The sequence below is a fragment of the Nocardia pseudobrasiliensis NBRC 108224 genome (genome assembly GCF_001613105.1).
Lineage (GTDB): Bacteria > Actinomycetota > Actinomycetes > Mycobacteriales > Mycobacteriaceae > Nocardia > Nocardia pseudobrasiliensis.
This window is the reverse complement of sequence record NZ_BDBS01000003.1, coordinates 121,476-135,122: the sequence shown is the minus strand read 5'-3', so window position 1 is coordinate 135,122 and position 13,647 is coordinate 121,476. Positions and strand designations below refer to the sequence as shown.

Below are 13,647 nucleotides of genomic sequence, written 5' to 3'. Positions count from 1 at the left end.
TACCAGCGGGTCGGTGGGCGCCGCTGGGGCAGACTGGGGTGGTGCGATATGTGATGCGGCAGCGCATGATGGGTTTCGGGCAGGACTACTGGGTGACCGATGACGCCGGTAACCAGGTCTTCCTCGTCGACGGCAAGGCCTTTCGGCGATCGTTCGAATTGAAGGGGCCGCAGGGGGAGGTGTACGCGGTCGCGCGGCGGCGGCTGATCGCGCTGCGCGACAGCATGGTGGTGCATATCGACGGTATGCCCGCCGCCACGGTGCGCAAGAAGTTCTTCAGTCCCATTCGGCACGGCTTCACCGTCGCGTTGGCCACCGGTGAACAGTGGACGGCGCGTGGCGATCTCATCGAGAAGAACTATGTCCTGGAGGGGCCGCAGGGCATTGTCGCCGAGACCTCGCGCAAGTGGTTCCGCATTCGCGACACCTACGGGGTGGAGATCTATCATCCCGATATTCCGCTGACGCTGGCGATCGTCGTATGTATCGACGAACTCGCCGCGGCCGCGCGCGGCGGGGAGTGAGACGTGCGTGAGACGTCGGTGTAATGCGGGCCCGGGAGGCTCGAATCATGTACGACGTCATCACTTTCCGCGGTACCGGCGAACCACAGACGCCCGACGGCGCACCGGCCGGAATGGTCTCGGAGGTGACCCGGCATCTGGATCCGTCGAGGTTTCGCTGCCGAGAACCGCTGTGGCCCGCGCAGATCAGCCCGCTGGGGCCGGGCGGGAATCTGTCCTCGCCGTCGCTGCGCAGATCGGTCGATATCGGCGTCGCCGCCGGGGTCGCGGCGATCCGCGAGAGCGGCGATGTCTGCGGCCTGATCAGCTATTCGCTCGGCGCGATCGTCGCCAGCACGATCCTCGAGGGGGTGGCCGCAGGGGAATTCCGCAATGCCGACGGATCCCCGCTCGAGATCGCGTTCGCGATCTTGTTCGCCAATCCGCTGCGCAGCCCGGGGGATTCGGTGCACAACCTCTGCGCCGCGGACACGTTCGGTCTGCACGGCGAACACGGCCCGTGGCCGGAGCTGGACGTTCAGGAGTACGCCTGTCCCCGCGACATCATCACCGCCAGCCCGAAGGACTCCCCGCTGCGCATGCTGGACACGGTGGTGGGCCCGTTCTCCTTCGTCGAGGGCGCGCGGCTCGGCAATGCGGGCCCGTCGATCATCGGCGAACTGGTCCAGCTGTGCATCGCCGATCCGAACCGCAATTTCCACCGCTATCTGGCCGCCTTCGATGGGGCCGCGGGCTATCTCACGCCTTGGCCGCACGGCACCCATGTGCTCTACTCCGGCGAGCAGTTCGACAACACCGGCATGACCTGGACCGAACATGCCGCGGACTATTTGAATACGCGTTACTGAGCCGCGCTCATGACGGCAGCAGGGAGACCTTCACCGATTCGGTTCCGCTGGAGACCAGATCCAGGCCCTGCTGAAAGTCGTCGAGCGGCAATTGATGTGAGCAGATCCGGTCCATCGGCAGCACACCGGATTCGAGCATGCGGATCGCGGCGGGCCAGCAGTGCGGGCCGAGATGCGCGCCGCGGATGTCGAGTTCCTTGTCGTCGCCGATGATGCTCCAGTCGACGGCGGCGGCGGCGCCGAAGACGCCGTATTCGACATAGGTGCCCTGTTTGCGCAACAGCTCGAGGCCCTGGGGAACCGCGATGGGGTGGCCTGTGGCCTCGAGGTAGACGTCGGCGCCGTAGCCGTCGGTGAGGTCGGCGATGATCGCTCGCGCGTCCTGCTCACGCGGATCGATCGTGAGATCGGCCCCGCAGGCTCGGGCCAGCGCCAATTTCTCGGGGATCGGATCCAGGGCGATCACGCGCGCGGGATGTTTGGCGCGTGCGCCCGCGACCATGCCCAGACCGATCGGGCCGCAGCCCGCGACGACCACGACATCGTCGAAGGTGATGCCCGCGCGTTCGACCGCGTGCAGTGCGCACGACAGCGGTTCGGTGAAGGCGGCGTGTGCGGGCGGCAGATCCGCGGACACCTTGTGCACGAGCGCCTCGGCGGGATAGATCATGTACTGCGCCATCGCGCCGGGGGTGTGGCGCTGGAAACCGTAGATCGCATTGCGTCTGCACATGTGGTACTGCCCGCGCCGACAGTAGCGGCACTGCCAGCACGGCACGATCTGCTCGGACACCACGCGATCGCCGACCGCGACGCCCCAGCGCCGCGCGGCCGCGTCGTCGAGTCGCACTATCTCGCCGACGAATTCGTGACCCGGCACGACGCCGGTCTGCGCCCACGCGGGCCGGTTCGCATCACCCCAGAACTTGGGCGCGCCGTGATAACACTTCAGATCGCTCGCACAGATACCCACCGCCTCGACCCGCACCAGCGCCTCACCCGGTCCGCACGCCGGAACCGGAATCTCCTCGAGGCGATAGTCCCTGGGACCGTGGCAGATCACCGCGCGCATCGTCTCCGTCATCTGTTCACGGTAGCCAGCGGCGCTGGTAGCGCGGGCGGTATCGAGCGCGTCAGCGCCGCCATGTTTCGAATCGTCGCGGTGGGGAAATTCGCGCGCGTCCGTGCCGGTCGACGCCGAGGAGGCGAATATGAGCACCGATGCGATCGTGTTGCTGCGCGAGGATCACAAAGAGATTCGGAAATTGTTCCGGAAGTTCAAGAATGCGAGTTCGGGGGCGGTCGCTGAGCGGGGGCGAGTGGTCGAGAAGATCATTGCGGCGTTGACCGTGCACACCTATATCGAGAACGAGTGCATGTATCCGCGGGTGCGGGAGCTGGTTCCCGAACTGGAGGACGACATCCTCGAATCGTATGAGGAGCATCATGTCGCCGATGTGTTGGTGAGGGAGTTGGCGAGTATGAAGCCGAGCGACGAGCATTACACGGCCAAGGTCACAGTGCTCATCGAGAACGTCGACCACCACATCGACGAGGAGGAGAACGAGTGGTTTCCGAAGGTGCGCGACAAGCTCGGTCGTAAGCAGTTGCAGGAGATCGGCGCTCGGCTACTCGAATCCAGGAAGGACGCGCCCACGTCGCCGAAACAGCCTTCGGCGGTGAAGAAGGCGGTCGACGCCGTGGTTTCCTGAACTTCGCCTCACCCCCGACGGTGTGACCGCCCGGGTCCCATGCCGAATTCGAGGGCTACCGGATAGGCCCCGGCGGCGCAGTCGAACGCGCCCTGCCAGCCGACGACCCATGAGGTCGTCGTTCCCGCTGTGTGCCAGTCGAATCGGCCGTTCTCCAGTGTGGCGCCGGTGCGGGACAGCGATTCCAGGCGCGCGTGGAATTCGGAACCGTCGCACACGATTCGGCAGTTCACGATCGCGCCGACGGGTGCGTCCTCCATGAGCATCAGCGCCGCGGCGGCGAGCACACTCGGCGCGTCGGCGATGTCGTCGATTCCGCAATCGACCGATTGGGTGACGGTTTCGGCGACCGCCCGCAGAAACGGCACCTGACTCGGATGCGCCGGAACGTCGAGTTCGATCGTTTTCCGGTGTCGCAGCCGGTCCTTCGTTCTCGCCACGCCCGGTCCTCTCAGCCCTGTACTCGCAATCCCCGACCTGTGAGGACGCAGTTCTCCGGGCCGACGCCTGGGGCGGGTACCCACTCGCGCGCGAAACAACCCGGCGGTCAGCGGGTCTCGTCGAGGCGTGCGTGCAGGCGCTCGCGAACCTGATCGGGTGTGTACGCGCGGCGTTTGCGTTCGCTGCGAACGATGACGACTCCGGTTGCCGCGACACCGGCAACCCCTGCCAGGCCCAGCCACTTCCACCAGCGCATGCGCCTAGGCTAGTCGTTGTGTCACGGGAATCGCGGTCGAGTATCGACTTGGACGAAGCGGTGGAGCTCACGCGGACGGGGGATCTGTGGCTGTTTCGCGGGCACTCCCACGCCGACCGGGCGATCCGCGGGCTGACCAACAGCCCGGTCAACCACGTCGGCATGGCGGTGGTGATCGACGATATGCCGCCGCTGATGTGGCATGCCGAACTCGGCCGCGCACTGCCGGATGTGTGGTCGGGCAACAATCATCGCGGCGCGCAGCTGCACGATCTGCGCGAGGCCGTACTGCGCTGGAATCGGGAGTACGGGCAGCAGGCGTGGCTGCGGCAGTTGGATCGCCCGGTGACCCGCGCGATGGAGGACGCGGCGCTGCGAACGGTGGCCCGCCTCGACGGCATGCCGTTCCCGTCGACCAGCGCGCTGGCGGGCCGATGGTTCCGGGGCCGCATTCCGCTGCCGAGGCGTTCCGAGCGTCGCGAATCCGATGCGGCGGGTCTGGAGAGCGCCTACTGCGCGGAGATCGTCGCGCTCACCTATCAGGCCATGGGTCTGCTGCCGCGGCGACGGCCGAATTGGTATGACCCGGGCCGGTTTTGGAGCGGGGACCATCTGCGCCTGTCCGAGGGCTATCGGCTCGGCGGGGAAATCACGGTGAATATCCCGGCCTAGTTCTGAATCCGCTCGGCCAGCGAGACGATGATTCCCTCGGGCCCGCGCACATAGGCCATTCGCCACACGCCCTCGTATTCGCCGATACTGCCCACCAGGCCGTAACCGTCGGCCGCCACCCGCTCGACCGCGGCGCGCAGATCCCGCACCTCGAAAGCGATATTGCGCAGGCCCAATTCGTTGGCCGGTGCGGCTGGTGAACCCGGGAGATGGTCGGGCCGGGTGAAACTCGACAATTCCAGCGTCGTTCCGCCGTCGGGGGCGCGCAGCATGACGATCTCGGTGGCCGCGCCGGACATGCCGATCACCGTGTCCAGGAATTCGCCCTCGACGGCCATCTTCTGATCGGCCTCGAGACCGAGGCCGACGAAGAACGCTGTCACGGTGTCGAGGTCGGCGACGGTGATGCCGACGTGGTCGAAGCGCTGTACGAAGCTCACGCCGAGGACCGTAGCAGCCGGCGATTTACAGTGGGGCATCACGGAATGCGTGCGAGGAGTTCGAGTTTTGGGTAGTGACAGTCACGCGACCGAGACGCGGGGTGCGGCGGCCCTGCTGGCCGACAGTCGGATCGGGGTCAACGACAAAGTCGCGGCCGCGGTGACCCGCTGGGTGGGATCGATGCGAGCCGTCTATGTGGTGCTCACCGTGTTCAGCGCCTATATGGCGCTGGCCGCGCTGTGGGAGCCGCTGCGGCGATTCGATCCGTATCCCTTTCCGTTCCTGCTGTTCATGAACAATGTCGCGCAGTTGGTGCTGTGCCTGGTCATCCTGGTCGGACAGCGGGTGGTCAGCGCGGCGGCCGATCGACGCGCGGTGCAGACCTACGAGAACGCCGAGGCGATCTTCGCGCAGGTCGCGGATCTGCAAGCGCATCTGGATCGGCACGACCGGGCCTTGAGTCGGGGATTGAGTCTGCTCGAGTCCAGCGCGCACCCCTGGATCGAACAGCATCGGGTACGTCACCCGCCGCTGGCGCGCGATCAGGCGATCACCCGCAACGATCGGATCGCGGCCTGGTTGACGATGCGGTTGGGCAGTGTGTGGGCGTTCTATCTGGCCGCGGGGACGCAGGTGGTGTGGATCGCGTTGGCGGCGGCGGGAGTTCAGCGCTTCGATCGGTATCCGTTCCTGTTCATGACGTTTCTGTCGACGCTGACCCAGCTGCTGTTCATGATCGTGATCATGGTCGGCCAGGATGTGCTGGGCCGCACCGCCGATCGCCGCTCCGAACAGACCTACCTCGACGCGCAGGCGGTGCTGCACGAGTGCCGGCGGATGAAGGAACGGCTGACCGCACAGGATCTGGTGATCGATAGTCTCACCGGATATGCCGCCACCCAGGTCACCGAGCGCCTGGCGCGGGCGGTGCACGACGCGGGGGAGCGGGTGGCCCATCAGGCCCGCGCGCATGCGGCCATGACCACCGGCGAGGTGCCCGAGCAGGCCGAGGTGTTGCGCCCCTGGGGCGAGTTGCTCGAACCGGAGCGCGAAACCGCTCGGCTGCGCGCCCGCGATATCGGTGAGGATCTGGCCGAGATCGGCTGTTTCATGGTTCCGGCCATCCATCCAGCTCTCGATGCCGACCTCGACGACGATCAGGTGCAGGTGCTGGCCCGCCTCGAATACGACCGCTGGGCCGAGGATGTCGACGACGCGCCCGTATGGGACGAACTGCCCGACAGCGATCGGCTACCGCATCTGCAGGCGGCGCGGCAGATCCCGATCGTGGTCGCGCAGGCCGGATTTCAGGTCCTTCGCGGCACACCGAGCGGGCGGCTCGCCCAGCGCAGACCCTCGCATACCGTCAATGTCGGTGTCGGTCGGCGGGCCTAGTCGAGCAGTGGCAGCCCGGTGTGCCGAGCGACGAAGGCCAGCAACAGGATCAGGGCGCGGTCGGAGGCGGGGCCGCCGCCCGCGTGACCCTTGCCCGCGATGACATCCAGCAGAATGGGTCCGCCGATTTCGCGTTGCAGGGCCGCGACCATTTTGCACGAGTGCACCGGGGGTACCCGGGTATCGCTGTCGCCGGTGGTGAACAGGGCGGGCGGCCAGTGCCGGGGCGGCTCGTCGAGATGCGCGGTCACGTTGTGATACGGCGAATAGCGCAGCAGGACAGCCAAAGCCGTGGGATCGGCGGCCGAACCGTACTCCTCGCGCCAGGCCCGGCCCAGCCCCCAGCGTTCGTAGCGGACCATGTCGAGCGGCGCGCCCGCGCTGACGACCGCGGCATAGGCGCTGGGGCGCTGCACCATCGCGCCCACCGCCATCAGACCGCCATTGCTGCCGCCGAGCAGCGCCAGCTGACCGCGGCGGGTCCAGCCGGTGTCGACCAGCCAGTCGCCCGCGGCGTGCAGATCGGCGAAGGCGTTGAGTTTGCGCACGCCCGCGCCGTCGAGATGCCAGCGGCGGCCGCGTTCGCCGCCGCCGCGCACCCCGGCGATGGCCATGACGCCCCCGGCGAGCACCCAGGTCAGCCCGTCGGGCTGATAGCCCGGGCGGAAGGTGATGCCGAAACCGCCGTAGCAGCTGAGGATCGCGGGCCGCGGGATGCGCGGGCCGCGCGGGGCGAGCACCGTCAGCGGCACCTCGGTGTCGTCGGCGGAGCGGTAGGTCGTTCGGATGACGGTGATTCCGGGCAGCACGCGCGCGGCCGGTTCGGTCGGGGTGATCCGGCCAGTGCGCAGATCCAGCCGCCAGGCCCCGAGCGGACGGATCCAGTCGGTGTAGCTGAGCACCAGGACACCCGGTTCGTCGGTGGACTTGATCGCCGCGACCGTGCCCGCACCGGGCAGTTCGGCGTCGAAAAGCCAAGCGCCGCTGCGCGCGTCGTGGATCGACAGCTCGGCGTAACCGTCGCGGGTCCGCAGGATCAGCAGCCGGTCGCCGTCCTCGGCCGGTGCCACGGCGAAGGCCGCGAGCACCGCGGGTTCGTCGGCCGGAACCAGTACGCGCCACGCGCCCTCGGAGACGTCGGGCTCGGATACGAGCAGCTGCCCGAATTCGGATTCGGCGGTCGACAGCGCGAGGATGCGGCCGTCGCGGTCGACCACCACACCGGCCGAGGACAGTCCGCCCAGATCCAGCGGCCGCGGTGAACCGCCCTCGGCCACATCGACTATCGAGACGCGGGTGTTGCGGCTGGTGCCGGATCGGCCGGTGAGGATCAGCCAGCGGTCGTGCCAGAAGGTGAGGTGGTAGCGGCCCACAGGATCCTCGTCGCCGACGAGCAGTTCGTCGTCGGCGATCTCGGTGTCGATTCGATGCAGGTAAACGCCGCTGCCGCAGCGGTTCTCGTGGCGGCGCACATAGTAGTAGCCGCTGCCGTCGGCGAGCCATTCGACCGGTGCGTACCGCGTCAGCGCGCAGGTTCGCAGCACCGCGCCGGTCTCGGCATCGATCAGCGCCAGCGGGGTCGAGGTCTCCGATCCACCCACGCTGGCCTGTACGGCGACGAAACGTCCGTCCGGCGAGGGCGTCCAGCGGCGCAGAATCGCGCCCGGGCCGAGGGCGGCCGCGTCGAGCAGTGTGCGCCACCGGTCCTCGGGTCCGTCGGCGACCTGTAGTTGCCATGGACTCGCGACCCGCGCGCGCCCGACTCGGAAGCGGCGCTTCCCGGCGGATTTCACCGGTGAGGCGGTCGGTCCCTGAATGATGATGTCGCGCAACAGTTCCTGTAGCCGCTGCTGGCCGGGCAGTTCGGCGAGATAGGTTTCGGTCAGCTCCCGCTGGGCGGCCACCCAGGCCAGATTCCGCGGATCCGCCGGGTCCTCGAGCGGCCGGAACGGATCGCGGATTCGCATGCCGTGCAGGTCGTCCCAGGTCTCCTCGGCCGGGGCGCAGGGGTATTCGGCGGTCATCACGCCACCTTCACAATCGGTTCGTCGGTGTTGTTGTCATGGGTGGTCGGCGCGCGGCCGACGATCAGGAGGAAGGCGAGGGCCGCGAGCAGGTCGGCGGCGACGAACACCCAGATCCCCGTACGAGCCCCGAGATATTCGCCGAGTACGCCGCCCAGGACCGCGCCGAGCATGTTGGCCGCGGTGGTCCCGGTGGACAGCAGCGCGCCGATCCGCGCGAAATACCCGTCGCCCACACCGTCGCCGACCACGGTCACCAGCGCGATATTGAGCACCGCGCCGAAGAACATGGGCACCGCCGCGCCGAGGCAGGCCGCCAGCAGCACCGCGGGCGTCGGTCCCGCGGCCAAGGGCAGTGCGGTGGTGCCGATCGCCGCGCCGAGCACCGCGATCGACAGCACCCGCCGCGCGGGCACCGCCCGGGCGTGAACGCGGGGCGCGACGAGCGCCCCGGCGGCCGCGCACAGGGTGGCCACCACGGCTGGAATCCCGTAGACCGCAACAGGTAAGGCGACCTCGTGCAGCAGGAAGACCGCCCGCAGCGCGGTGACCCCGCCCGAGGCCGCCCCACCCGCCAGCAGATATATCGCCAATGCGGCGAGCAGGGGATGACCGCGCAAGGCCCGCACGCCGTCGAGGAATTCGCGGCCGAAGCCCTGGCGTCGTTCGGTCGTGCGCCGATCCGGTGCGGTCAGCCGGGTGAGGCAGTAGGCGCTGAACAGATAGGTGAGCGCGTCGCAGGCGAACATCGCCGCCGCGCCGACCGTGGCCACCAGCGGTCCCGCGATCGACGCGCCGACCGAGCGCGAAAGCATTGTCGCCGATTGCAATCCGGCCCGCGCCCGCCCGATATCGGTGACCCCGAGCGTGGTCAGATGACCGAAGTACAGGCCCTCGATCACCACCCGGGTCAGGCCCAGCACGAACGACAGCGCGGCGAGTCCGGCGACGGTCAGCAGACCGGTCGCCATGGCCGCCGCGCAGTACAGCACGGCCGCCGCGGCGACCAGGTCGGCTCCCAGCATCAACCGGCGCGGCCGGCGCACCCGGTCCAGCAGCACCCCGGCCGCCGGGCCGAGTACCAGCGGCGGAATCGTCGCGGTGGCCACGATGAGGGACACCTCGCGCGGCCCGGCCCCCAGGCCGACCACCGCGACCACGGAGACCGCGGTGGCGGTGAGGGTGCTGCCGAAGGTCGAGGCCGCCTGGGCGACCCGGTAGGTCCGCAGATCGGCCCCGGGGGAGGCCGCGATAGTCGATGCGGTCATGACGTCACCCGAAATACGCGTCGTCGCAGTACGCGACGGAGAACACGCTGATCGGCGCGTCGTCGATCAGATCGGGGTCGGTGTCCATGGCCGCCAGCGCGACCATGTTCTGGCTTTCCATTATTTGTTTCCTTTCGAATGGTTCTGGTGTGAAAGAGATTTCGCCGGGCGCGGGAGGGACCCGCGCCCGGCGATTCAGTCGGTTTACAGCGCCTCTTCCGAGCCGCCGCCGCCTCCACCGCCGCCGCAGTGGTGCTCGCTGTAGGAGCTCATGGGGGCGTCGTCGCCCAGCTCCGGATCGGACTGCAGCTGCAGTCGCAGCACCTTGGTCATGTCGTTCACCTCCTCTCGGTTGTCGTCTTGTGTCTGTGTGCTCACGGCAGCTGTTCCGCCTCGCCGCACAGATGCACGCTGGTCGCGCTCAGCGGTCCCAACGGCGCGTCGTCTTCGACCTCCCGGTCGGTGCGGATCTGGAGTCTCAGCACGCTGCTCATGTCGTTCACAGCGCCTCGTCCGAGCCGCCGCCCCCGCCGCCGCAGTGGGCCTCGCTGTAGGTGCTCATCGGTGCGTCATCGCCGAGTTCGGGATCGGACTGCAGTTGCAGTCGCAGTACCTTGGTCATATCGGTTCACCTCCTTTGCTGTGGATTCGTTTCGGGTCAGAGCGCCTGCTCGTCGACGTTGTTGCAGTGGTGCTCGCTGTAGGAGCTCAGCGGTGCGTCGTCGCCCAATTCGGGGTCCGAATGCAGTTGCAGTTTCAGCACTTTGGTCATGTTGATCACCTCCTTCCTCAGTGCGTCCGGCTCACCCGCCCGGCCCGGTCGAGTCGATCGGCGGCGAGGTCGAGGGTGAACAGCGGGTCGGTGACGGCCGCGGTGGCGTGCTGGAGGGCCAGCAGCACCCCGGCGGATCCGGAGGCCAGATCGGCGCTGAGCCGTTGGCCGCGACCGCCGAGCCAGCGCACGCCGGTCTCCTCGGCGATGGCGTATTTGAACAGCGCGGACGGGCGGGTGGCCGGATCGGGCAGGAAGTCTTCGTCCGGGAAGCGGGCGGCGATATCGGCGTGTACCAATGCCAGTCCGGCCTGTCCCTGGAACAGCCCGCCCGCCGCGGTGAATCGGATGCCCACCGCGCGAACACAGGCGCGCAGCAGCTCGCGCAGTTCCGGATCGGGGCGGCGGCCGAGATAGCGCGCCAGGACGTAGGCGTACCCCGCGCTGCCGCAGGCCAGGTACGGCATATTGCGGCGATCGGTGGACGAGACTCGGAAACCGGTGGCCCCCAGGGGGATCGGCTCGGCGTGTACCAGTTCGTCACGCAGCAGCCGTAATCCGCGCTCGAACGGTTCGTCGTCGCCGGTGAAGGTCGAAAGATAATACAGCGCAAGGGCGATGCCGACCCGGCCGTGTGCGAGGCCGGACGGATGGTCCGGGCCGAGCGCGGGAAGCAGGGCGTCGCCGTCGGGCACCGCGTCGAGCAGTCGCTGGGCGTGGTCGAGGTGGTCCGGGTCGCCGGTGCGCTGGAAGAACGACAGGTGGGTCATGGCGACACCCGCCGCCCCGCCGCCCCATCCGGCCGATTCGGTCGCGAGCCGATGGGTGCTCGCCGCGTGCAGCAGGGTGGTCGCCGCGTCGCGGTCGCCGAGATCGTCGAGGACCCAGGCGATTCCGGCATTGCCGAACAGCAGCCCGGGCCCGGTCGCGTGCCGCTCGCGCAGCGCGTCCTCGCGCAGTCGGCGGATCACCCGCGGGTCGATCTCGCGGCCAGCGACGCGCAGCGCGTGCAGCACGCCCGCGGCGCCGTGGGCCACGCAGCGGGTATTGGACCGGTGGCCCTCCGCCGAGGTGGGATACAGCCAGCGCGGATTGGTGAGGTCGACCATGCGTTCCAAGGCGTCGGCGGTGCGATCGCGCAGCCAACGCGCGGCGTCGTGCGGCGCCGAGCGCACCTGGGCGGGCGTCGGCAGCAGCAGATGTGCCGGGGCGGGTTGGTAGCGGAGCACACTCGACCACAGATCCACTGGGGGCGGACACAATTCGCTCAGTTCGGCATGCAGATGCGACAGCGTTTCCGGGCTGCGCCGCGCGGCCTCGTGCATCGGGAAGACGAGCAGTTGCGCGATCGCGCTCAGGGCGTAGGCGTCCACGCGCAGCGGATCGGTCTTGGCCCGCGCGCCGGGTGTCGTCCGGGATTCCGGCGGTTCGTAGCCGGGCGTGCCGAGCAGGCCCAGCGGATGGTCGACGGGCTGGGCGGCCTCGAAGTCGATCAGGCGCACGGTGTCGTCGGCGTCGACGAGGATGTTGCCCGGGGACAGATCGACGAAGGCGTAGCCGAGTTCATGCAGCGTATCCAGTTGAGCGGCGAGCTGATCGAGAATGTGCGCGCAGCGGCGGTAATAGGCGTCGAATGCGGCCCGCTTTTCCCCGGCGCGAATCAGCGGGGTGGTGGCGACCATCCATTTACTGAGCGTGCGGCCGGGGACGAATTCGGTGACCAGGAAGGTGTGTTCCCATTCGGTGAACAGTTCGATCGGCGCGGGAGCCAGTCCGGGCGCGGCGGCGTGCAGGGCGCGCAGGGTCAGATATTCGCGGTCGAGCCGCCCGCGCGCATCCTCGTTACCGGCGTAACCATTGTGGGCGCGAGCCTCTTTGACGAAGACCAGGCCGCCGTCGGCGCGGTGGGCTCGGTACGCGCCACCGGCATTGCTGGACTGCAGCACCGTGTCGAAGGTGTAGCCGTGGAAGCTCACCTGCTCCTCGCCCTCCGCGTCGGGCGCCGGGCCGAACGGATCGGCGATACCCGCGGGCAGCAGGAAGCCCGGGCGGCGTTCGTCGGGGACCTCGGCGCCGTCGAGGGCGAGCATGGTCGGGATCCGGGTGCCGTCGGGCCGCAGCCGGGACCGGGCACGGAACGCGCCGTAGCGATAGGACACGCACTGCGAGGATCCGAACCGTCGATCGGTGAGCACGTACGGCCCCGCGATACCGGACAATTCGCGCTCCAGCCGCTCGAGCAGGGCATAGGCGAGCTGCGGCGTCGGCGGATACAGGGCGCAGAATTTGCCGCTCTGCACGCGGCTGCCGTGCTTGCCGTGCATCCAGAGGAAGTACTGGCGGCCGGTGAGGTGTTTGAACGCCACGCCGAGTTCGGCGCAGGCGGCGGCGACCACGTCGAGGACCTGCTGGGCCGAGTCGAGCGCGCTGGACACGTGGATTTTCCAGCCCTGGGCGGGCAGTTCGTTGTCCGGCGGGGTCCACTGGGTCCACACCTCGAACTCGTGGCGGGTCCAGCCGCGCGGCGGCCGGGTCGGGTTGTAGCGGCGGCCCGGATCGGTGCGTTCGAAGGGTTCGTAGTAGTCGGGGTGGGCGATGGTGAACGCCGCGTCCTGAAGCATTGTGCCGCTGCCCTTCTCGGATTCGGCCTGGTCGCCGGGGGAAATCGAATGTTTGAAGAATGGCGGCGGGTCACCGTCGCGCGAATCGGCCCGCTGTGGTGTTCCGGGCCTACCGCACGGCGATGAGATCGCTCATCGCCCGGCGGTAGGCATGCCGTTCGTGGGACACTGCTGCGCATGACGATGCGGACGAAGGTCGTCGTGTACGCGGTCGGCGAATCCGGGGCGACCGGTGAATCCCTCGGCGCGGCAACCCTGCTCGAACCGGAGTTCGCGCTGGTCCACCCACCGCTGAACCAGGAGCTCGCGAGCGCCTCGCGGGGACTGCGGGTGGGCGTGTTCTCGGCCGAGAAGGATATCGGCGAGGTCATCGATGTCGCGCGGGTGCGGGTGGTGCCCGACGCCACCGACCTGGTGCTGCTCGAGCTCGCCGTCGGATCGAACGCGCCCGTGCGCGGGGTGCCCGTGCGATTGGCCGAGGATCCACTGGGTTTCGAACCGTTCCTGCAACCGAGCGACGCCGATATCGTCGCGGCCGTGCGCGAGGTGTTCGACGAGATCCCGCACGATATTCCGGTCGGCGAGCCGATCGGGGAGTTCGATCCCGGCGGCGGCTTTCCGGTGGAGGATCCCATCCGGTGGCTTGCCCGGCTGTTCGGCGGCGGCTGAGTTC

Annotated in this window: 15 protein-coding genes; 6 read left to right on the top strand and 9 right to left on the bottom strand. The window is 68.6% G+C overall.

Annotated features, from left to right (window positions below):
* The first annotated feature begins 41 nt into the window (after positions 1-41).
* Both NP4_RS04830 and NP4_RS04825 read left to right on the top strand, forming a co-directional pair.
* Positions 42-524, top strand: coding sequence for an LURP-one-related/scramblase family protein (locus NP4_RS04830; protein ID WP_067992573.1), 483 nt, complete (start codon positions 42-44; stop codon positions 522-524).
* A gap of 47 nt (positions 525-571) precedes the next feature.
* Entirely contained in the window at positions 572-1,372 is an 801-nt protein-coding gene (locus NP4_RS04825) for an alpha/beta hydrolase family protein (RefSeq protein WP_067992445.1), read from the top strand.
* A 7-nt stretch (positions 1,373-1,379) separates the two neighbouring features.
* Here the strand turns inward: NP4_RS04825 and NP4_RS04820 are convergent, their stop codons facing one another.
* A complete protein-coding gene (locus NP4_RS04820) occupies positions 1,380-2,456 on the bottom strand; it encodes an alcohol dehydrogenase catalytic domain-containing protein (RefSeq protein ID WP_067992442.1) in 1,077 nt (358 codons plus the stop codon).
* A gap of 127 nt (positions 2,457-2,583) precedes the next feature.
* On the opposite strand from NP4_RS04820, the gene NP4_RS04815 reads away from it, so the two are divergent.
* Positions 2,584-3,084 carry a hemerythrin domain-containing protein gene (locus NP4_RS04815; RefSeq protein ID WP_067992570.1) on the top strand — a complete coding sequence of 167 codons (501 nt, stop codon included), beginning with the start codon at positions 2,584-2,586 and terminating at the stop codon, positions 3,082-3,084.
* An 8-nt stretch (positions 3,085-3,092) separates the two neighbouring features.
* Here NP4_RS04815 and NP4_RS04810 read toward each other — a convergent pair whose 3' ends face one another.
* Positions 3,093-3,524: a hypothetical protein gene (locus tag NP4_RS04810; RefSeq protein WP_067992439.1), complete on the bottom strand. Its 432-nt coding sequence runs from the start codon at positions 3,522-3,524 to the stop codon at positions 3,093-3,095.
* Positions 3,525-3,631: 107 nt separating this feature from the next.
* Positions 3,632-3,781 (bottom strand): hypothetical protein, encoded by a 150-nt coding sequence (locus tag NP4_RS41475; protein ID WP_169813652.1) that lies wholly within the window; start codon positions 3,779-3,781, stop codon positions 3,632-3,634.
* Between the two features lie 18 nt (positions 3,782-3,799).
* Between NP4_RS41475 and NP4_RS04805 the strand changes: the two genes are divergently transcribed.
* Positions 3,800-4,453, top strand: a complete 654-nt coding sequence (locus NP4_RS04805) for a hypothetical protein (protein WP_211335783.1) — start codon at positions 3,800-3,802, stop codon at positions 4,451-4,453.
* On the opposite strand, the gene NP4_RS04800 is transcribed toward NP4_RS04805, so the two are convergent.
* Positions 4,450-4,893 (bottom strand): VOC family protein, encoded by a 444-nt coding sequence (locus NP4_RS04800; protein WP_067992437.1) that lies wholly within the window; start codon positions 4,891-4,893, stop codon positions 4,450-4,452. The genes NP4_RS04805 and NP4_RS04800 overlap by 4 nt on opposite strands.
* A 67-nt stretch (positions 4,894-4,960) precedes the next feature.
* Between NP4_RS04800 and NP4_RS04795 the strand changes: the two genes are divergently transcribed.
* Complete coding sequence (locus NP4_RS04795) at positions 4,961-6,289, top strand: DUF1003 domain-containing protein (RefSeq protein WP_067992434.1); 1,329 nt, start codon at positions 4,961-4,963, stop codon at positions 6,287-6,289.
* Here NP4_RS04795 and NP4_RS04790 read toward each other — a convergent pair.
* The 5 genes from NP4_RS04790 to lanKC all read right to left on the bottom strand — a co-directional run bounded on the left by NP4_RS04790 (position 6,286) and on the right by lanKC (position 12,974).
* Entirely contained in the window at positions 6,286-8,313 is a 2,028-nt protein-coding gene (locus NP4_RS04790; protein WP_067992433.1) for a prolyl oligopeptidase family serine peptidase, read from the bottom strand. The two genes, NP4_RS04795 and NP4_RS04790, sit on opposite strands and share 4 nt — an antisense overlap.
* Entirely contained in the window at positions 8,313-9,581 is a 1,269-nt protein-coding gene (locus NP4_RS04785; protein WP_067992428.1) for an MFS transporter, read from the bottom strand. The genes NP4_RS04790 and NP4_RS04785 overlap by 1 nt, the downstream gene beginning before the upstream one ends.
* Positions 9,582-9,785: 204 nt before the next feature.
* Positions 9,786-9,914: a hypothetical protein gene (locus tag NP4_RS42395; protein ID WP_255285411.1), complete on the bottom strand. Its 129-nt coding sequence runs from the start codon at positions 9,912-9,914 to the stop codon at positions 9,786-9,788.
* A gap of 166 nt (positions 9,915-10,080) precedes the next feature.
* The gene (locus NP4_RS42390) at positions 10,081-10,203 is read right to left on the bottom strand and encodes a hypothetical protein (RefSeq protein WP_255285409.1); all 123 of its coding nucleotides are present in this window, start codon (positions 10,201-10,203) and stop codon (positions 10,081-10,083) included.
* 167 nt (positions 10,204-10,370) lie between these two features.
* The gene (lanKC, locus tag NP4_RS04780) at positions 10,371-12,974 is read right to left on the bottom strand and encodes a class III lanthionine synthetase LanKC (RefSeq protein ID WP_067992426.1); all 2,604 of its coding nucleotides are present in this window, start codon (positions 12,972-12,974) and stop codon (positions 10,371-10,373) included.
* Between the two features lie 177 nt (positions 12,975-13,151).
* On the opposite strand from lanKC, the gene NP4_RS04775 reads away from it, so the two are divergent.
* Entirely contained in the window at positions 13,152-13,643 is a 492-nt protein-coding gene (locus NP4_RS04775; RefSeq protein WP_067992424.1) for a hypothetical protein, read from the top strand.
* Positions 13,644-13,647: the final 4 nt, after the last annotated feature.